This window comes from Variovorax sp. P1_H2, from assembly GCF_056405295.1.
In genome coordinates this window covers 1-19,488 of record NZ_JBFUCJ010000014.1, presented here as the reverse complement: position 1 = coordinate 19,488, position 19,488 = coordinate 1, and the positions used below count along the sequence as shown (strand labels likewise).

At 67.5% G+C, this 19,488-nt stretch carries 19 protein-coding genes; 10 read left to right on the top strand and 9 right to left on the bottom strand.

Annotation, left to right across the window (positions count from 1 at the left end):
- Positions 1-2: 2 nt before the first annotated feature.
- Entirely contained in the window at positions 3-1,016 is a 1,014-nt protein-coding gene (locus AC1D2E_RS07565) for a Bug family tripartite tricarboxylate transporter substrate binding protein (RefSeq protein ID WP_478196822.1), read from the bottom strand.
- A 75-nt stretch (positions 1,017-1,091) separates the two neighbouring features.
- On the opposite strand from AC1D2E_RS07565, the gene AC1D2E_RS07560 reads away from it, so the two are divergent.
- The 3 genes from AC1D2E_RS07560 to AC1D2E_RS07550 all read left to right on the top strand — a co-directional run bounded on the left by AC1D2E_RS07560 (position 1,092) and on the right by AC1D2E_RS07550 (position 4,113).
- The gene (locus AC1D2E_RS07560) at positions 1,092-1,976 is read left to right on the top strand and encodes a LysR family transcriptional regulator (RefSeq protein WP_478196821.1); all 885 of its coding nucleotides are present in this window, start codon (positions 1,092-1,094) and stop codon (positions 1,974-1,976) included.
- Between the two features lie 272 nt (positions 1,977-2,248).
- Positions 2,249-3,334, top strand: a complete 1,086-nt coding sequence (locus tag AC1D2E_RS07555; RefSeq protein ID WP_478196820.1) for a carboxymuconolactone decarboxylase family protein — start codon at positions 2,249-2,251, stop codon at positions 3,332-3,334.
- Positions 3,331-4,113, top strand: a complete 783-nt coding sequence (locus AC1D2E_RS07550) for an adenylate/guanylate cyclase domain-containing protein (protein WP_478196819.1) — start codon at positions 3,331-3,333, stop codon at positions 4,111-4,113. The genes AC1D2E_RS07555 and AC1D2E_RS07550 overlap by 4 nt, the downstream gene beginning before the upstream one ends.
- A 145-nt stretch (positions 4,114-4,258) precedes the next feature.
- Here AC1D2E_RS07550 and AC1D2E_RS07545 read toward each other — a convergent pair whose 3' ends face one another.
- The 5 genes from AC1D2E_RS07545 to AC1D2E_RS07525 form a co-directional block, all read right to left on the bottom strand.
- Positions 4,259-6,139, bottom strand: coding sequence for a GspE/PulE family protein (locus tag AC1D2E_RS07545; RefSeq protein ID WP_478196818.1), 1,881 nt, complete (start codon positions 6,137-6,139; stop codon positions 4,259-4,261).
- Positions 6,140-6,208: 69 nt separating this feature from the next.
- On the bottom strand, positions 6,209-7,084 hold the full coding sequence (locus AC1D2E_RS07540) for a DMT family transporter (RefSeq protein ID WP_478196817.1): 876 nt from the start codon (positions 7,082-7,084) through the stop codon (positions 6,209-6,211).
- The gene (locus tag AC1D2E_RS07535; RefSeq protein ID WP_478196816.1) at positions 7,077-7,895 is read right to left on the bottom strand and encodes a DUF2182 domain-containing protein; all 819 of its coding nucleotides are present in this window, start codon (positions 7,893-7,895) and stop codon (positions 7,077-7,079) included. Before AC1D2E_RS07535 ends, AC1D2E_RS07540 begins: the two co-directional genes overlap by 8 nt.
- Before the next feature lie 13 nt (positions 7,896-7,908).
- A complete protein-coding gene (locus AC1D2E_RS07530) occupies positions 7,909-8,511 on the bottom strand; it encodes a DUF1326 domain-containing protein (protein WP_478196815.1) in 603 nt (200 codons plus the stop codon).
- A gap of 114 nt (positions 8,512-8,625) precedes the next feature.
- Complete coding sequence (locus tag AC1D2E_RS07525; RefSeq protein ID WP_478196814.1) at positions 8,626-9,345, bottom strand: Crp/Fnr family transcriptional regulator; 720 nt, start codon at positions 9,343-9,345, stop codon at positions 8,626-8,628.
- A 101-nt stretch (positions 9,346-9,446) separates the two neighbouring features.
- On the opposite strand from AC1D2E_RS07525, the gene AC1D2E_RS07520 reads away from it, so the two are divergent.
- The 4 genes from AC1D2E_RS07520 (at position 9,447) to AC1D2E_RS07505 (ending at position 14,511) form a co-directional block, all read left to right on the top strand.
- The gene (locus AC1D2E_RS07520; RefSeq protein WP_478196813.1) at positions 9,447-10,367 is read left to right on the top strand and encodes a beta-keto acid cleavage family enzyme; all 921 of its coding nucleotides are present in this window, start codon (positions 9,447-9,449) and stop codon (positions 10,365-10,367) included.
- A 57-nt stretch (positions 10,368-10,424) separates the two neighbouring features.
- Positions 10,425-11,633 carry an ABC transporter substrate-binding protein gene (locus AC1D2E_RS07515; protein WP_478196812.1) on the top strand — a complete coding sequence of 403 codons (1,209 nt, stop codon included), beginning with the start codon at positions 10,425-10,427 and terminating at the stop codon, positions 11,631-11,633.
- Positions 11,585-12,574: a 3-hydroxyacyl-CoA dehydrogenase NAD-binding domain-containing protein gene (locus AC1D2E_RS07510; RefSeq protein ID WP_478196811.1), complete on the top strand. Its 990-nt coding sequence runs from the start codon at positions 11,585-11,587 to the stop codon at positions 12,572-12,574. Before AC1D2E_RS07515 ends, AC1D2E_RS07510 begins: the two co-directional genes overlap by 49 nt.
- 125 nt (positions 12,575-12,699) lie before the next feature.
- On the top strand, positions 12,700-14,511 hold the full coding sequence (locus AC1D2E_RS07505; protein WP_478196810.1) for a feruloyl-CoA synthase: 1,812 nt from the start codon (positions 12,700-12,702) through the stop codon (positions 14,509-14,511).
- A 43-nt stretch (positions 14,512-14,554) separates the two neighbouring features.
- Here the strand turns inward: AC1D2E_RS07505 and AC1D2E_RS07500 are convergent, their stop codons facing one another.
- Positions 14,555-15,394, bottom strand: coding sequence for a class III extradiol dioxygenase family protein (locus AC1D2E_RS07500; protein WP_478196809.1), 840 nt, complete (start codon positions 15,392-15,394; stop codon positions 14,555-14,557).
- Between the two features lie 3 nt (positions 15,395-15,397).
- Positions 15,398-15,751: a protocatechuate 4,5-dioxygenase subunit alpha gene (locus AC1D2E_RS07495; protein ID WP_478196808.1), complete on the bottom strand. Its 354-nt coding sequence runs from the start codon at positions 15,749-15,751 to the stop codon at positions 15,398-15,400.
- Between the two features lie 134 nt (positions 15,752-15,885).
- Here AC1D2E_RS07495 and AC1D2E_RS07490 point away from each other — a divergent pair, with 134 nt between their 5' ends.
- Positions 15,886-16,812, top strand: coding sequence for a LysR family transcriptional regulator (locus AC1D2E_RS07490; protein WP_478196807.1), 927 nt, complete (start codon positions 15,886-15,888; stop codon positions 16,810-16,812).
- A gap of 5 nt (positions 16,813-16,817) precedes the next feature.
- Here the strand turns inward: AC1D2E_RS07490 and AC1D2E_RS07485 are convergent, their stop codons facing one another.
- A complete protein-coding gene (locus tag AC1D2E_RS07485; protein ID WP_478196806.1) occupies positions 16,818-17,456 on the bottom strand; it encodes a LuxR C-terminal-related transcriptional regulator in 639 nt (212 codons plus the stop codon).
- Between the two features lie 214 nt (positions 17,457-17,670).
- Between AC1D2E_RS07485 and AC1D2E_RS07480 the strand changes: the two genes are divergently transcribed.
- Complete coding sequence (locus AC1D2E_RS07480) at positions 17,671-18,126, top strand: FHA domain-containing protein (protein ID WP_478196805.1); 456 nt, start codon at positions 17,671-17,673, stop codon at positions 18,124-18,126.
- A gap of 258 nt (positions 18,127-18,384) precedes the next feature.
- The coding region (locus AC1D2E_RS07475) for a methyl-accepting chemotaxis protein (RefSeq protein WP_478196804.1) at positions 18,385-19,488 on the top strand (1,104 nt) is incomplete at its 3' end.

Sequence of the window (19,488 nt, the reverse complement as noted above, 5' to 3'; positions counted from 1 at the left end):
GGTTAGTCAAGCGTGATGCCGTTCTTCTCGATCACCGGCCGCCAGCGCGCCACTTCCTCCGTCAGCATGCTGCGAAATTCTGCCGGCGTGTTTGCCACCGGATCCATGGACTGGGCACGGAGCTTCTCTTGCACTGCTGGCTCGCCCAGAATCTGCACGAGCGCGCTGCGCAGGCGATTGACGATCTCAGGCGGCGTTTTGGCCGGAGCCACGATTCCGATCCAAGCATCCGCCTGGATTTCCGGCGCGCCCGCTTCCGCGAGCGTCGGCAATTGCGGAAGAAGCGCCGAGCGCTTTGATGAGGCGACCGCCAGGGCCGTGATCCGTCCAGACTTCACAAAAGGCATGACGGCAGCAGCCGGCAGCACACCCATGTCGACCTCGCCCGAAATGATTGCCGTGACCGCGGCGCCTGAGCCGGGATAGGGCACGTGCACAAGGTTGGCGGCCGTGCGCGCGGAGAGCGCTTGCATCGCCAGGTGTGAGGCCGATCCCGCTCCGATGGACGCGAAGCTGTACTTGCCCGGGTTCTTCTTCAACCGGGCGAGCAGATCGTTGGCGCTGTCCGCTGCGAACTTGGAAGACGTCACCAGGACAGCGGGCTGAGACGCGGCGACGGTAATGGGCTCGAGGTCGTGGGCGGCGTCGTAGGGCATCTTCTTGTAGAGCAGCGCATTCACCGCCAAGGTGCCGGCAATGCCCACTCCAAGGGTCTGTCCATCGGGTTCCGCCTTGGCCACCGCGTTGGTGCCGATGTTGCCGGAAGCTCCCGGCTTGTTGTCCACCACGATCGGTTGACCCAGGCGCGCCCCGAGCCGCTCGCCGACAAGGCGGGCAACGAGGTCGGGCGTCGAACCGGCCGCGAAGGGCACGATGAGGTGAACAGGCCCCTTGGGGTATTGCTGCGCGTGCAGCGAGGCCGCGGCCAGGCCTAGAGAGAGGGAAAGCAGCCAGTTGAATGACTGACGACGATGCATGGTGTGTCTCCGGTTTTGATGGCTCAGAACGATGTCCATTTGCGGCGACTCTAGGTTCTGGCCATGATTACGTCGATGCGATACCGTCCATACTTCTCAGCAGGAATTTAAATAATGGACATGCGGCTTCTTGCGGTGTTTGATGAGGTCTACAAGACCCGTAGCGTCACGCGCGCCGCTGAAAACCTTGATATTCCGCAGACGTCGGTGAGCCTCGCGCTCGCCCGGCTGCGCCGCCAGTTCAACGATCCGCTCTTCGTGCGCACTGCCGCAGGGATGGTTCCTACGCCGCACGCCACCGACCTACTGGGCCCGCTGCGGCAAGCCCTGGAACTCTTGCGGATGGCAACCCGACAGCAGGTCGTGTTCGACCCCGGGAGTTCCCGTCGGCATTTCAGGATCAGCATGACGGACGTCAGTCACCTTGAATTTCTGCCGCGTCTGATCCACCGCGTCGCCGAGGTGGCGCCTTCGATCCACATCGAGGTGCTTCGCATCGGGCCCGACACACGGCGGCTGCTGGAGAGCGGCGAGTCCGACCTGGCCGTCGGCTTCATGCCGGAACTTGAGGCGGGCTTCTACCAGCAGCAGCTTTTTGAGCAAGGCTTTGCATGCGTCGTGCGAAAGGACCATCCGCGTGTTGAACGACGCATGACGATGACGCTGTTCAAGCGCGAGCGGCACGTTGCGATCACAGCGCCTGGGACGGGTCACGACCTGCTGGAGCAGCAGCTGAAGCGCATGGGGGTTGAGCGGCGGGTCGCACTGTCCCTGCCAACTTTGCCGGGACTGGGCAACCTGCTCGCACAGTCTGACCTTGTCGCAACGGTACCGGAGCGGGTCGCCCAGATGCTGGGTCGGATCGCCACTGTCAAGACCCTGGTGCCGCCTTTTGAACTTCCCACCTTCGCCATCAAGCAGCATTGGCACGAACGCTTCCACCACGATCCGGCGAATCGGTGGCTGCGCTCGATGATCGCCGACTTGTTTCTCGAATGAACCGCGATCGAGTGGGAGTGGCCGCCGCGATGGCGCGTGTTCTGGTGATTCGCATCTCATTTTCGAAACGAAACCGTACGGTCCTGGGCGGCGCCGCACCGCGCTGATCAGCCACGCATCGCAACTCGGTGTGCGTGGACACGTCGGCCTTGCGCCGCAGCAGCAACGGGACGGCCCTGCCTGCCTGGATGCAATGAAGCTCGGCTGGCGCCCGGTGTTCAGCCGGGCGCAGAATACGGCGACAACTGCGTCCGATATCCGTGGAGTGCCTGATGGCTGTATTGCTGAGCGAAATCCAGTGGGGAGACCCGGTCCTGCCGGCAGCGCACGATGTGCAGTGGGAAGCCGAACTCAAGCGCCGCGGCGCCCAGGTCCTTGAAGTCGACCGCCGAGTCGCGCCCAGCCGCTGGTTGCGCGAGGCAGCCTACGAAACGACGAGCTATGTGCCGGTCGCCCTGCCGGAGCGGCTGTACCGCATAGGCAACATGGTGACGGCACAGGAGAATTCGTGCCGTTACTGCTATGGCGCGAACCGCGCCTACATGAAGGTGCTGGGCTATTCCGAGTCTTTCATCCAGCAAGTCGAACGCGACGTGCAGACGGCCGAGCTGGACGACAAGGAGCGCGCCTACATCGCCTTCTGCCGCAGTCTGGCTCGATCGAGGCCACGCCCGGCCGCGGCCGAGCGTGCCGCCCTGCTCACACTCGGCTACACCCCGGAGCAAATAGGCGAGATCGCCTTCGCGATCTCGCTCGGGTGCTTCTACAACCGCGTCAGCACCCTGCTCGCGTGTCCGCCGGAACAGAAGTTCGAACGCATGGCCAGCGGACCGTTGCGTTGGCTGCTCGCGCTCGCGATCCCGTTGATGAAGAAGCTCGCGCCGAGCAGGCCGGTGGAAGCGGCGCTGGATCGGGCTGCGTTGGCTGCCGGCCCCTTTGGCGTGGTGGTAGCGCCGCTTGCCGGTCTGCCCGCCGGCCGAGTCATGAAGGCGGCGCTCGACGGCGCGTTCGAAACGGGGGTGCTGAGCCGCAGCGCCAAGGCGCTGATGTTCGCCGTGGTGGCGCGCACGCTCGGCTGCCCGCATTGCGAAGCCGCGGCGACGCAATTGCTTCTCGCCGAGGGCCTGAGTCAGACGGAAATCGAAAGCGCAATGGCGACGCTTCGCTGCCCCCGCTTGGCGCAACGCGAAGCCGGCCTGCTGGCCTGGGCGCGCGATACGGTGTACTACGAACCTTCGTCGATCCAGCAAAAGACACGCGCCCTCGGTGCCGAACTGGACGCCGACGCGTTGCTGGAAGCCATCGGCGTGGCATCGCTGGCGAATGGGACCGTCCGGTTGGCCATGTTGCTGGAATGACGGCGCTGGCCTGGGTCCTTGCCGCGGTCGGGGCCATCGTCCTCTCGGGCCTGGCAGTGCTCGTCCTGCAAGGCCGCCGCCAGAACGACCAACTCGAGAAGCTGCTGTTGGCCGCCGATGAAAAGCTGGAGCGACTGCAAGGTCAGTTCGAGCGTTTCGTGCCGGCTGACGTGGTGGAGCGGCTCACTCGTACCAATGACGCCTTCGCACCCGAGCGACGCCAGGTGACGATGTTGTTTGCCGACCTGCGCGGCTTCACGGCCCTGTGCGATCGGCTCGACCCCGCCGTCACGGTGAGCATCCTGAACGACTACTTCCGCCACATGACGGTTGCCATTGCCCATCATCACGGCCATGTCACCGAGTTTGTGGGCGACGGCTTGCTGGCCCTGTTCGGCGCCATGGAACCCAACCCCTGGCAGGCGCGAGATTCGGTGCTGGCCGCGCTGGAAATGCGCGCGGAGCTGGCGCGCTACAACGCCACTTTGCGTGAGAAGGGACTGCCCGAACTGCGCTTCGGCATCGGCATTCACGGTGGGGAGGTGGTGGCGGGCGTGATCGGCACCACCGGCCTCTCGAAGTTCAGCGTCACGGGCGACCCGATCAACGTCGCCTCCCGGGTCGAAGGGCTGACCAGCAAGTACGAAGTCGATCTGCTGATCACAGAGGATATTCGCCGCGCGATCGATGATCAGTTTCGCCTGCGGCCCATGCCACCGGCACTGGTCAAGGGCAAGGTGGAGCCGATCCGGACCTATTACGTGGAGGCCAAGGAGTAAGGGGCGTTCTCGGCCGACGACAACGCGCATTCGCTACGAGGGGTCGTGCCTTGCGCCCACGGTCGCGGTCAGATCCTCGTTCGGCTGGAATCGCCAGCCGAGTTCTGCGCATCGCGGACCCTGGAGGCCGAACAGCCCGGCGAGATCAGGCATTGCTCGTTGCCCGCACCTCGCCGAGGGTCGTCAGGCCCTGCAGGACTTTCTCGATTCCGTCTTGCCGCAAGGTACGCATGCCGGCGACTTGTGCCGCCCCCAGGATCGCCTCGGCCGGTGCGCGGCTCTGCACCAGCCGGCGAAGGTCCTTGGACATCGCCATCAGTTCATGGATTCCGATTCGGCCCTTGAAGCCGGCATGGCCGCAAGCCTCGCAACCCGGGCAGGCCGACGTCATGAGGCGGCCCTCGCGACCGTACTGGCGCAGCCAATGCGAATGCACAACGCCGCGCTGCGGCGGCTCCACCTCGCTCGCGAAGGCGTGGAAGTAGTCCGACAGCAGCTCGTCCACCTCGGCATCCGTCGCCGGTCTGCGGGTGACGCACCGGCTGCAGAGTTTGCGCACCAGCCTCTGCGCCTGAACCGCAAGGAGGGAGTCCGCGAAATTGAAGACGTCCATTCCCATGTCGAGCAAGCGGGTCACGGTTTCCGCCGCGCTGTTGGTGTGCAGCGTCGAGAGCACCAGGTGGCCCGTCAGCGAGGCCTCGACCGCCATCTTCGCGGTTTCCTCATCCCGGATCTCGCCGACCATCACCACGTCCGGATCCGCGCGCAGGAATGCGCGCAGGGCCTTCGCGAATGTCCAGTCGATGCGCGGATTCACTTGCACCTGGCGCAGGCCCGGCTGCGTGATTTCCACCGGGTCCTCGGCGGTCCAGATCTTTCGATCCGGCGTGTTGATGTGCATCAGCGCCGAGTGCAGTGTCGTCGTCTTGCCGGACCCGGTCGGCCCGACGCACAGCACGAGGCCATAGGGACGCTCCACGGCTTCTCGCAGCTTGTGAAGGTTGCGCGAGGACAGGCCCAGATCCTCCAGCGCGATCGCCTTGGCCGAAGCGAGAATGCGCATCACCACGTCTTCCAGGCCGTTGTTGGTCGGAATGGTCGCCACCCGCAGCTCGATCGGATGCTGTGCGGAGAATCTCGAAAAGTTGATCTTGCCGTCCTGCGGCTTGCGCTTCTCGCTGATGTCGAGATCGCACATGATCTTGATCCGCGCGATGATCGCGTTGCGATAGCTCGGCGGAAGCTCCAGATAGGTGGAGAGACGGCCGTCGCGCCGGAAGCGGATCCGGATCTTTTCGCGGCCCGGATAGCTTTCGATATGGACGTCCGAGACGCCCTCGGCATGCGCCTCGACGATCATCCGGTTCACCATGCGTACCAGCGAGTTGTCGGATTGCTCGATCGGCACTTCCTCGCTTGCCAGGGCGCAATCCTCCTTCTCGAGCGTCTGGAGCAGATCGCTGGAGCCGAGGTCGAACTCCAAGGGTCTGGACGGGTCGTCGAGGGCGGCCTTGGCGTCCATCGCGCCGATCTTCTCGTAGGCCTGTCGCAGCACCTGATCGAGGTTGCGACAGTGCGCAAGAACGGGAACCACCTTCGCCTGGGCGATGAACTCCAGCTCGTCGAGCGCCGCACGGTGGCTCGACGGGTCATCGAGCGCCGCGATCAGGCGCCCGCTCGAAACCATCAACGGCATGACCTGCAGGCGCTGCGCCGCACTGTGGCTGACCCTTTGCAGCGCTTCGGCGGAGGCCGGAAAGTTGTCGAGGTTGACAAGCGGATAGCCCATCTTGTGGGCGATCGCGGATTTCAGGTCTGCGCGGGTCATGACGCCCATGCGCACCAGTGTCTCGCCCAGCGGCACGCTGCGGTCACGCTGTTGTTCGGCAAGCCCGGCACGCAACTGCTCGTCCGTGATCATGCCGAGCGACGTCAGCGCTTGCCCGATGCGGACGAGCGGCATCCGGCTCTGCGCGTCCAGCTGGGCCAGCAACTCCTCGGGCGTCGAAACTTCGGTCGTGGTCATGGTTCGGCGCGGCGGCTCAAGGCCGCCACGCCTTCTTATCGGCAGCGACCGGATTTTCTTGAGGGCCGGCTACGGCCGCGGCTTGCGCGACCGGCTGGTCAGCACCAGCGCGATGCCGCCGAGGATCGCCCCGGAGGCGAGGGCCAGGCGCGGCGTGATCGACTCCGCCAGGAGCAGGACCCCACCGAACGCGGCGATGGGCGGCACCGACAACTGCACCGTGGCGGCGCGCATGGCGGACAGCCCCGGCAGGGCGGCATACCAGATGACATAGCCGATGCCGGAAGTGAGTGCGCCGGAGGCGATGGCCAGGGCGAGCCCGCCGGCATCCGCCTGCGCTCTGGCCGCGAGCAGCAGACTCAGCAGCAGCGCCATCGGCGCCGCCCGCGCGAAGTTGGACGCCGTCGCGGCCAGCGGGTCGGCGACTCCGCGGCCGCGGAGCGAATACACGCCCCAGGCGATGCCGGCGATCGCCATCCATGCGGCACCCAGCAGCGGCGGCGCGGCCACGCCCGGCGACACGAGGTAGACCAGCCCTGCGACTGCCAGCACCAGACCGGTCCACGCGATGGGTCCGAAGTGCTCGCCGGCGCGCAGTCCCACGCTGAACATCGTCAACTGAACGGCGCCGAACAGAATCAACGCACCGGTGCCCGCGGACAGGCTGAGATAGGCGAAGGAGAAGAACGCGACATAGGCGAACAGCATCGCGGCGGCGAGCCAGTCGGTGCGCCCCTGCGACGGCCGGCCCGGCCGGACACGGACGATGACGGCGAGGGTGAGCGCTCCGGAAACCAGCCTGACGCTGCTGAAGCTGGCCGGATCGATGCCTTTGCGCTGCAATGCGAGCCGGCACAACAGCGAGTTGGCGGCAAAGGCGAGCATGGCCGCAGCGGTGAGGAGGATCGTCCGCAGCGCGGGCAGGTCGCCGCGCGCCTCACGCATGGGTCGCCACCAGGACGATGGCCCAGGCCAGCAGGGCGATGCCGACCGGCGTGCTGAGACGCCGGCCCCAGCGAAGGTTCTTTTCGACCGCCATCACGGCAGCGAGCAGCAGCATCCAGCCGAGACTGCCGGCGCCGAGCGCGAACATCAGCAGCATCAGCGCCCAGCAGCAGCCGACGCAGAACACGCCGTGGTGCACGCCGAGCATGAAAGCATGACGCGCCTGCGCCTGCCCGCGCCAGTGCTGGATGACGAAACTCAGGGGCGTGCGGCACTTGTCCAGGCAGCGGTGCTTGAGCTTGCTGAACTGGAAGGCGCCAGCCAACCCGATCGTCGCGGCGCCGATCATCCAGCCATGCCAGGCGAGCGCGGGCTCCCTGGCGAGCAGGAACAGCATTGCGCTGTGAAGCCCATGCGCCAGCAGCCCGAAGCCCCCCCACGCCGCCATGTAGCCCAGGCCGAGCAGCACCAGGAGGCGCCCATGGTCCGGGCGCTGGGCCGTCAACCGATCGAAGGCGTTGAACAGGGACAGCGTGGTCGGCAGCATCATGGCGGCCGTCATGAGGATCCACGCGGCGGCGTAGAGCACCAGCGGCACCACCACGTCGCCGGCCGGCACGGCACGGCACAGAAACGCCGCCGGTCCCGACGACGTCCACTCGTCGTGCGCGAGATAGCGGCCGTACGGGCTGCGCGCCCAGGCCCACAACACGAGCCACGCGAGCGCGACCAGCGCGGCCAGGACCGGCAGGAACACCCGACGGTGACGGGAGGCGCTGCTCGGCGGTGGGCGCGCCGGCGTGGCGCTCATTGGCAGCACGTGCTCAGGCGTCGAAGACGAAGGTGCTCTGCAGGGCGTTGTGGTTCTTGATGTCGACGTCGATGCCGAGGGCGGCGTTCCTGGACCGGTAGGTCGGGGCCTTGCCGACGAATACCGGGGCGCCCGGCACGGTCGAGAACACGGTGTCGGAGAGGGTGGTCTGGCCGCCGGTCGCGCCGCGATAGGGTTCGAGTTCGGCGTAGTAGTCCTTGCCGATCTCCAGTTCGCCCTTGCCCTCGTTCACCGTGAAGCGGATCGGCGCCCGCTCCACCGACACGACCTGGCCGATCAGCTTGGCGAGGTCGGCGATCGGCCCGCCGGCCTGGCCGGTGTAGACCTTGAGCAGGGCCTCCTCCTGCGCCTTCGAAGCCTGGTCGTCGACAAAAATGGCCGCGGTCCAGTTGCCTTCCAGGATGTTGCCCGGCACATGCGCCACGGCTGCGATGGTGTTGCCGCCCACGTCGACGCCGTCGATGGTTCCCTTGTCGACGCGCCAGGCGATGATGGTGTCGCAGGTTCCGTTGTCGGGGTCCTCGCCGATCCAGCAGGGGCACAGCACATTGCAGTTGCACACCTCCAGGAGACGTCCTTCCAGGTGATAGCTCATACGAACCTCCATTGAAGCCGCACGCATATCGCCTTGTCGCCGCGGCTCGGGCGGCAAGGGGCCCGACGATGCTACGCCGCGAGACGAACCAAGTCCAGTTCGATGCCCTGCCCCTCAGATCTGATCCACGAAGAGMCGCAGCCCTTCCAGATCCACCACCGTGATCCCCCCATAGTCGATCTGCAGCAGCCCCGCGGCGCGCAGCCGGTTCAGTGCCGCATTGCAGCGCTGCCGCGACAGCCCCGACAGATTCGCGATCTCCTCCTGGGAAGTCTCCAGGTGCGCCTGCCCCAGCGGATGCAGCCAGGGGTGGAACAGCCCGGCGATCGCCCGCGCCACCTGGCTGTCGGCATCGAGCAGCCGCTGGGCCGCGTAATTGCCCATGAACCAGTGCAGGCGCTCGTTGATCTGCACCAGCAGGAAGTGGTTGAAGCTCATCTGCGTGCGGTGCAGCCATTCGAAGGTCTCGATGGGCAGCACCGCCACCCGGCTGTCGCGCAGCGCGATGATGTCGGCCGTGCGCGGCACGGCGCGCAGCAAGGTGCCCTCGCCGAACCAGCTGCCGACCGACAGGCCGCCGAAGGTCACCGAGCGGCCGTCGTCCGAGGTGATCGACCACTTGAGCAGGCCTTCCAGCGTGCCGTACCAGTGCAGCGGCGTCTCGCCGCGCCGGCAGAGGGCGGCGCCGGCGGCGACATGCTCCTCGCGCATTTCGTCGAGCACGCGCGCCTGGGCCTCGGCGTCGAGGTCCGGGAACCAGCCCGAGACCTCGAGCAGGCCCGGGATGGACAGCGATAGCGCGGCGTGTTGTCTCTGTGTCGGCTTGTGGTGCATGAACGCTTTCGCCTCGTAAACCCTGATCCCAAATGTCGTTGCGATGACTGCACGGGTGTCGGCAGCCAAAAATAATACTCCGCTGTTCACAGGAGACACCCATGTCGAAGCGCAAAGTGATCGTGACCATTGCCCCCACCGGCGGCATGGCCCACAAGTCGCAGAACCCCCACCTCCCGACCCAGCCGGCCGAGATCGCCGCCGACGTGGTGGCCTGCTGGCGCGCCGGCGCCAGCGTGGTCGCGCTGCACGCCCGCCGGCCCGACGACGGCGCCACCTGCAACGCGGACGTCTACCGCGACATCAACAGCCGCATCCGGGCGGCCGGCTGCGACATCGTGATCAACAACTCGACCGGTGGCGGCGTGCACGGCGACATGATCAAGCCGCTGCCCGGCGACCGCTGGGAGATCGCCTTCGAGGAGCGGATCAAGGGCATGGATGCCGGGGCCGAGATGTGCACGCTCGACGCCACCACGCTGAACCTGTCGTTCGAGGGCCGCGAGATCCTCATGGACACCCCGCTGACCAAGGGCCGCGCGCTGGCCGCCGGCATGAAGGCGCGCGGCATCAAGCCCGAGTGGGAGGTGTTCAGCCCGACCCACATCCTGCAGGACACGACCACGCTGATCCAGGAGGGCCTGGACGACGAGCCCTATTTCATCAACCTGGTCATGAACGTGCACCGCAACTTCCAGAACGCGATGCCCTACTCGCCGCGCAACCTGCAGATGATGGTCGACACGCTGCCCAAGGGCGCGATCTTCGGCGTCAGCGGCATCGGCCCGTCGCAGCTCGAGGCCAACATCGCGGCGCTGCTGCTTGGCGGCCATGCGCGCGTGGGGCTGGAGGACAACCTCTACTACCGCCAGGGCGAGCTGGCCACCAACCTGCAGCTGACCGAACGGATCGTGCGGATCATCCGCGAGATGGACATGGAGCCCGCCACGCCGGCCGAGGCGCGCGAACTGATGGGCCTGCCGCGCGTGGGTGCGCCGCGGCCCGAATTCGCGCCGCGCTGAGGTTCCCGCACGGCAGCCGCACCGCATACGACAAGACCTCCCGGAGACAAGACACCCATGACCCCCGCACGCACCGCCCTCGCCCTGGCACTGGGCGCCGCCTTCACCGCAGGCGCCTCGGCCCAGGTATCGGACGAGGTGATCCGCATCGGCTTCATCAGCGACATGTCGGGCCTCTACCGCGACTACGACGGCCCGGCCGGCGCGGAAGCGATTCGCATGGCGATCGCCGACATGGGCGGCAGCCTCGACGGCAGGAAGATCGAGCTGGTCACCGCCGACCACCAGAACAAGCCCGACATCGCCGCCGCCAAGGCGCGCGAGTGGTTCGATGTCGACAAGGTCGACATGCTGATCGGCGGCGTCAACTCGGGCGCCGCGATCGCGATGGCCGGCGTCGCGGCCGACAAGAAGAAACCGTACTTCGTGGTCGGCGCGGGCGCCTCCAGTCTGACCAACGAGTTCTGCTCGCCCTACACGCTGCACTACGCCTACGACACGGTGGCGATGGCGCGCGGCACCGCCGGCGCGGTGCTCAAGGCCGGCGGCAAGAGCTGGTACTTCGTGACCGCCGACTACGCCTTCGGCGCCGCGCTGCAGAACGACGCCGGCAAAGTCGTCGAGGCCAACGGCGGGACGGTGGCCGGCGCGGTCAAGCACCCGCTCGGCGCCAGCGACTTCTCGTCCTTCATGCTGCAGGCGCAGAACGCCAAGGCCCAGGTGCTGGCGCTCGCCAACGCCGGCGGCGACACGGTGAACGCGATCAAGTCGGCAGCCGAATTCGGCATCAACAAGAAGATGAAGCTGGCCGGCATGATCATCACGATCAACGACGTGCACGCGCTGGGGCTCAAGACCTCGCAGGGCATGTACCTGACCGACAGCTGGTACTGGAACCAGAGCCCCGAATCGCGCGCCTGGGCACACCGCTTCTTCGACAAGAACAAGCGCATGCCCTCCTCCTTTCAGGCCGGCGACTATTCGGCCGCGCTCCAGTACCTGAAGGCCGTCAAGGCAGCCGGCAGCGACGACGGCGACAAGGTGATGGCGCGGTTGCGGAAGTCGAAGTTCGACGACATGTTCGTCAAGGGCGGCTGGCTGCGCGACGACGGCCTGATGGTGCACGACATGCAGCTGATGCAGGTCAAGACGCCCGAGGAATCGAAGGAGCCCTGGGACTACTACAAGGTGGTCGAGCCGATTCGCGGCGAGACCGCATGGACCACGCGCGCCGAGAGCCGCTGCGCGCGCTGGAAGGCATCATGAGCGGGGCGGAAAGCGACGTGAAACGGGTGGCGGTGGTCGCCACCGGCGTCATCGGCGCCAGCTGGGCCGCCTGCTTCCTGGCCCGCGGACTCGACGTCGACGCCACCGATCCCTCGCCGGGCGCCGAGGCGCGGCTGCGCGAGGCGGTGGCGCAGCACTGGCCGACGATGGTGCGTTTCGGGCTCGCCGACGGCGCCTCGCCCGAGCGGCTGCGCTTCCACGCGCGGCTCGAGGACGCGGTGGCCGGCGCCGACTTCGTGCAGGAGAACGGGCCCGAGCGCCTCGACCTCAAGATCGACCTGTTCCGCCGCATGGACGCCGCGGCGCGGCCGGCCACGCTGCTGGCGTCGAGCTCGTCGGGGTTGGCGATCAGCGCGGTGCAGTCCGAATGCCGGCACCCGGAGCGCGTGGTGCTGGGCCATCCCTTCAACCCGCCGCACCTGATCCCGCTGGTCGAAGTGGTGGGCGGCGAGCGCAGCTCGGCCGACGCCATCGCGCGTGCGATGGCCTTCTACACCGCGATCGGCAAGCGGCCGATCCACGTGAAGCGCGAGGTCAAGGGCCATATCGCGAACCGGCTGCAGGCGGCGCTGTGGCGCGAGGCCTTCCACCTGGTCGAGCAAGGCGTGGCGTCGGTGGCCGACATCGACACCGCGATCGCGCACGGCCCGGGCCTGCGCTGGGCGCTGATGGGACCGTTCATGAACCTGCACCTGTCGGGGGGCGCCGGCGGCATCGCCCACCTGCTCGACCACCTGGGCGGGCCGATCGAGGACTGGTGGCACGACCTCGGCGCACCGTCGATGACGACGGAACTCAAGCAGCAGGTGGCCGACGGCGTGGCGTCCGAACTCGGCGAGCGCAGCCGTGCCGAGCTCGAAGCCGCGCGCGACACGCTGCTGCTGGACCTGATCCGCGCCAAGGCCGCAGTATTGAGGTAACCCCCCAGGTTGCCCGCACTGCGTGTCGGGCGCCCACCCCCTGCTGGGGGCAACACCAGCGGCCCGGCGGAGCCGGTTCCGCGGTGCTTCTGGCATCTGATCGGGTACAACGAGGAGACAAGCGCATGACCCATCCCGGCTTCTTCGACGACGAGAGCCAGATCGCGCCACCACGCACGGTGCGCATCGACTTCGACGACGGTTCTTTCGCGCTGCGCTCGCCGATGGCGCTCAAGCCCTATGCGCGCTGCATCGGCGACTGGCTCGAACGCTGGGCGCGCGAGACGCCCGAGGCGCTGGCGCTGGCCGAACGCGACGAGACCGGCGCGGGCTGGCGCAGGCTCGACTACCGCGCGCTGCGCCATGCGGTCGGCGCGGTGGCGCAGGGCCTGCTCGATCTCGGCGTGCCGAAGCATCGGCCGGTGGTGATCCTGTCGGACAACGCGATCGACCATGCGGTGCTGATGCTGGCCACGATGCACATCGGCCGCACCGCCTGCTCGCTGTCGAGCGCCTACTCGCGCATGGCGAAGGACCCGGCCCGGCTGCACGGCATGCTGCGCACCCTCGACCCGGCACTGATCTACGCCTCCGACGCCAAGGTCTACGGCGCCGCGCTCGAGGGCTGCGGCGTCGACGCGCCGACGGTATTCAGCCGCCATGCCGAGGCGCATCCGGGCGCCCTGCCCTTCGAGCGGCTGATGCGGGCGAACGAAACGCCCGCGGTGCAGCAGGCCTTCGCCGCGATCCTGCCCGACGACCCTGCCAAGTACCTGCTGACCTCGGGCTCGACCGGCCGGCCCAAGGTGGTGATCAACACCCACCGCATGCTGTGCGCCAACCAGCAGATGATGGCCCAGACCTGGCGCTTCCTGGCGGCCGAGAAGCCGGTGCTGGTCGACTGGCTGCCGTGGAGCCACACCTTCGGCGGCAACCACAACTTCAACATGGTGCTGTGCCACGGCGGCGCGCTCTACATCGACGAAGGCCGGCCCGCGCCGGGGCTGATCGAGAAGACGCTGCGCAACCTGCGCGAGGTGCGGCCCACGCTGTTGTTCAACGTGCCGCGCGGCTTCGACATGCTGCTGCCCTTCCTCGAGGCCGACGCGGCGCTGGCCGCCGAAGTGACGTCGCGGCTGCGGCTGGCCTTCTATGCCGCGGCGGCCCTGGCGCCCTCGACCTGGCAGCGGCTCGAGGCGGTTGCCCGGTGCGCACGCCCCGACAGGCCGCTGTGGCTCACCACGTCATGGGGCGCGACCGAAACCTCGCCGGCCATCACCTCGGCGCACTGGCGCCTCGACGGCGCCGGCTGCATCGGCGCACCGCTGCCGGGGCTGGAGCTGAAGTTCGTGCCGAACGGCGACAAGCTCGAGATGCGGGTCAAGGGCGTGTCGGTGTTCCCGGGCTACCGCAACGCGCCGCGCGAGACCTCCGAGGCCTTCGACGACGAAGGCTACTACCGCATCGGCGATGCCGGCTTCCTCGCGGATCGCGAACGGCCCGAGCGCGGCGTGATGTTCCACGGCCGCGTGGCCGAGGACTTCAAGCTCGCGAGCGGCACCTGGGTCTCGGTGGGCACGCTGCGCGTCGAGCTGGTTTCGCGGCTCGCGCCGCTGGTGCAGGACATCGTGGTCACCGGCCACGACCGCCACGAGATCGGCCTGCTGGTCTTCGCCGGCCCGCGGGCCGCGACCGCGCCGCGCGACACCCTGCACGCCGCCCTGTTGCGCGTGATGCGCGAGCTGCGCGATGCCGGAGCCGGCTCCTCGCAATGCCCGGTGCGGGCGCTGGTGCTCGACGCACCGCCCGACATCGACGCCGGAGAGATCACCGACAAGGGCTACATCAACCAGCGTGCGGTGCTCGCGCGGCGCGCCGCGGCGGTCGAGCGCCTGCACGCGGACGCGCACGACCCGGAGGTCGTCCGGCTGGCGTGACGGCGTCGCCGGGGGTGCGGCGCGCACGACCGCGCGCGCCAAGCTACCCCAGCGGCTCCAGCACCATGAGCCCCGCCGCCGTGTTCGAGATCGGGATGTGGTAGTTGGAATGCACCTCGCGCACCTTCTCGGGCAAGGCGCCGCGCGCGACCATCCAGTTGAGCAGCTCCACGCCCTGGGTGCCCGCCAGCTGCACCAGCTCGACGGTCGAGAAGCGGGTGGCCCAGGCCGGGTCGGAGCGCATGCTCTCCATGAACTTCAGGTCGAAGTCCTTGTTGATGAAGCCGGCACGCTCGCCATCGAGCTGGTGCGACAGCCCGCCCGTGCCCATCACGACCACGCGCTCGTCGCCAGGCCACGCCGCCACCGCGCGCGCGATCGCCTGGCCCAGCCGCAAGCAGCGGGCCGCGGACGGCAACGGCGCCTGCACCGTGTTGACGGACACCGGCAGCACGCGCACCGGCCATTTCATGTCGGGCCAGCACAGCGCCATCGGCAGCATGGCGGCATGGTCGAGCATCATCTCCTGGCACGTGGTGAGGTCGAAGTCCTCGGCGACCAGCGACTCGATCAAGCGCCAGGACAGCACCGGATCGCCCTTCAGCGGCGGCAGGCTGGGAATGCCCCAACCTTCATCTCCGTTGGGATATTCCGGGGCCGCGCCGATCGCGAAGGTCGGCATCTTGTCGAGGAAGAAGTTCAGTCCATGGTCGTTCGAGACCAGCACGACGACGTCGGGCCGGACCTTCGCGAGCCAGTCGCGCACCGGCGGGAAGCCATCGAAGAACGGCTTCCAGTACGGATCGTTCTGCAGGCCTTTCTCGATCGCCCGGCCGATCGCCGGCACGTGGGAGGTGGTGATGCCGCCAACGATTCTTGCCATGGCTCAACCCCTCGCGGCCAGCAGCCTGGCCTTGAATTCGTCCTTCGTCATGCCGGTCTGCTGGGCCCCGATGTCCTGCATGTCGAGACCGAAGATGCCGGCGAACTTGGCGAGGTAGTAGGCGTTGCCGCCGGCCTCGATCAGCTGCAGCACGTTGCGCTTGCGGATCGCCTCGCGCTGCTCGGGGTTCAGCCCGTAGGCCGCGCAGTAGGCATCCTCGTCCGCGACGAAGGCGGCCCGGTTGGCGGCCTGGTTGAACGAGTAGCACATCTTGTTGAGCGCATAGCCCTTGCGGGCCTGTTCGCCGTCGAAGAGGGTGGTTCCCGGTATGGGCTGCCTTGGATTGGCTGTTGGCAAGAAAGTCTCCTTGGTGGTTGTGCGTAGCGCCTTGATCCGAATCAACTTTCGCGCGACATGTCGTTGCCGGCGCGATGGGTTCAGTATCAACTCGGGGGCATCGCCCGATCAACGCACGGATACTCATTCCAGCCATGAGCCGATTCGATCATTTGGACCTCGACGGCCACTTGCTGCAACTGCTGCTGGCGGTGCTCGAAGAAGGCTCGGTCACGCGTGCGGCGCAGCGCCTGGGCGTCACCCAGTCGGCCGTCAGCCATCTGCTCGACAAGCTGCGCGCCATCGTCGGCGATCCCCTGTTCGTGAAGTCCGGGCGCGGCATCGTGGCCACCGCGCATGCGCATGCGCTGGCATCCCGCGCACGCGTCATGCTCGACGAGCTGCGCAGCTTCGGCAATGCCGCCGGCTTCGATCCGGCCACGCTCGTCGCCACGGTGACGATTGCCGCCAACGACCTGCAGCGCGACCTGCTGCTGCCCGCGCTGCTGCGGCATGTTCGACGACAGGCGCCGGGCTTCGCGCTGCGCGTGATCTCCTCCGGCGCGCCGACGGCCGAGATGCTGCGCGACGAACATTGCCAGCTCGTGATCACGCCGCGCCCGCCGTGCGCCAGCGACGTGCTGCAGAAGCGCCTGTTCGAGGACCAGTACCGGGTCTTCTACGATGCCAGCCAGCGAGAGCCGCCACACACCCGGGACGAGTATCTGGCCGCCGAACATGTGACGGTGCTGTACGAGCCGCGGCGCCGGCTCGACATCGATGAGGTGCTGGCCGAACGCGGTGTGCAGCGACGCTTCGTGGTCCAGCTGCCGAGCTTCGCGGGCATCGGTCCATTCCTGCTGGGCGGCGTTTCGATCGCCACGCTGCCCAGCCTGCTGCACGCCCATCTGCTGCGCGACCTCGACATGGCGCCGGTGCCCGTGGCGTGTCCGTCGATGCCGATGTACATGGTCTGGCACCTGCGCCACCAGGCCGATCCGATCCACCGCTGGCTGCGCGAGCAGCTCGAGAGGGTGGTGGAGCCGGCACTGGCCGCTGCAACCATCGCCACCCCTGCCTAGGACGCCTATGCCAGGCTCGCGGCCGCGTTCGACAGGTGGCCGTTGGTGCGCGCGTAGTGCAGCGCCTGGGTCCGGCTGTTGACGCCGATGCGGCGGTACAGGCGCCACATGTGGACCTTGACCGTGTCCTCGCTGATCGCCAGCCGCTCGGCCATCTCGCGATTTCCGAGTCCCTCGGCGATCAGCTGCACCAGCTGGACCTGGCGCGGGGTCAGTCGGGTGCCGCTCTCGGGCTCCGCAGAGGATGCGACGTCCTTGTCCTCGCCGGTCTTCAGCACGCTCTTGAGCCCCCTGATCAGGCCGGCGGCATCCGAGGCCTTCTCGATATAGATATCGGCGCCGGCCGAAAGGCACAGCGCTTCCATGTCGGCGGCGGGCAGCGCGGAGTAGACCGCGATCGGCACCTCGGGGTGCTCGCGCCGTGCCGCCTGCACGCCAGCGCAGCCCTTGGTGTCGGGCAGGTTCAGGTCGAGGCAGATCAGGTCGGCGGCGCCATTGCGCTCGACCGCGCCGGCCAGCTTGTCGAGTCGATCGATCTCGACGATGCCGGCGGCCGGTTGCAGCCGCCGCAGCATCAACGCAATGGCGTCCCTCATCATCGGATGGTCGTCGACCACATAGAAGACGTTACGCGCTTTTCTCATTGCCAGAATCTTTCCGCCGCTCGACAGGTCACGGCGAAGCAGATCGCCGAAAGCGCTGAGATTAGTGGACGAAACAACCGCTGGGTCGCTTCTCGCGGCATCGCGATCGCGGCGAGCGCGACGAATGTCTCAATTTTCGGGATTCCGTCGGCTTCAGAAAGTGCGAAGGGTTGCCGAAATGCGGTGACTGCAACCAACCCACAGCGAGATAGAAATGTCCAGACTCATCGTCCTGACCCGCCACGGCAGCGTCCGGCAGGTCAACATCAAGGGGCCGATCACGACCATCGGCCGCGACCCGGCCTGCGGGGTTCACATCGACAGCCTCGGCGTCAGCCGCCATCACGCCGCGATCCACTGGACCGGCGACCGCTTCGTGCTGACCGACCTGGCCAGCCGCAACGGCACCTTCGTCAACAAGACGCGGATCCGCGAGCGGGCGCTGGCCAACGGCGACGCCATCAGCGCCGGGGACTGCCAGCTGCGCTTCCTCTACGAGAACCGGACGCTGCCCCACGACGAGGCACTGCGGCTGATCACGCTGTCCGACGACCTGATCGACATCGACGCGGTGCGCGAGCGCAGCGACTGGGGCGCCTTCTTCCGCCAGGGCAGCAGGGGAAGGCTCGTCGAGGCGCATCGAGGCGGCCGCGGCGAGCGGCGCGTATGAAGGCAAAAAAATGGCCCGCACGAAGCGGGCCGAATGATCTCTGGTGAGAAGATCCCTGGAGAACCAGCCTTGATATCGACAGCCCGACGGGAAACTTGAGGGCGGAACGCCGAGTTCGAGTTCGACGGCGAAGGCACGCAGGCGCCGATCGGTGAATTCGGCGAGATGCAGCGCGGGACCGGTTCGCAGCCTCAAGGTTTTCGGTTTGCTGCCGATATACCTCAGCGTTCCCCCTGCGTCCCACCTGGAATCACGATCATGTTTCTGAGCAATCTTTCGATAGGCAGGCGCCTGGCCCTCGTGCTGGGCGCCATCCTGGCCCTGTTCCTCGCCAGCAGCGTGTTCGCGGTGCTGAAGCTGCGCGACCTCGGCGTCGAGATCGAGGGCATGATGAACGACAGCGTCAAGACCGAGCGCGCCGGCTCCGACTGGCTGCGCTACACCAACTCGGGCGTGCAGCGCGCGGCAGCCATCGCCAAGAGCAGCGACCCGAGCCTGGTCGCCTACTTCGCGCCGGCCACCGCAGCGTCGATCAAGGAAACCAACGTGCTGCAGAAATTCATCGAGGGCCAGATGGTCAAGCCCGAGGAGCGGGCGCTGTTCCAGAAGGTCGGCGAACTGCGCAAGGAATATCTCGCCGCACGCGAGGAAGTCAGCAAGCTGAAGCTCGCGGGCGATCTCGAAGGCGCCAACCGTGTCTTCACGGCACGCTTCGAGCCCACCTCGGTCAACTACCTGGCCGGCGTCCAGCAGATGGTGGACGTGCAGCGCGCAGCCCTCGACGCCGCTGCGGAGCGGGCCCAGGGCATGCGCGCCCAGACCAGCACGCTGCTGATCGTCTGCAGCACGGTGTCGCTGGTGCTCGGCAGCCTGCTGGCCTGGGGCCTGTCGCGCAGCATCACGCTGCCGTTGCGCAAGGCCGAGGCCACGGCGCAGGCCATCGGCGCGATGGACCTCAGCGGGGCCGCGGAAACGAGCTATGCGAAGGACGAGACCGGCCTGCTGCTGCGCGCGATCGACGGCATGCGCACGGCGCTGCAGGCTTCGCTGCAGCAGGTGCACGGCGTGGTCGCGAACGTGTCGACGGCCAGCACGCAGATCGCCACCGGCAACCAGGACCTGTCCTCGCGCACCGAGCAGCAGGCCAGCTCGCTGGAAGAGACGGCAGCGTCGATGGAAGAGCTCACGTCGACGGTCAAGCAGAACGCCGACAACGCGCGCCAGGCCAACCAGCTGGCCGTCTCGGCCTCCGAGGTGGCGGTCAGGGGCGGCAGCGTGGTCAGCCAGGTGGTCGGCACCATGGGCTCGATCAACGCCTCGTCGCGCAAGATCGTGGACATCATCGGCGTGATCGACGGCATC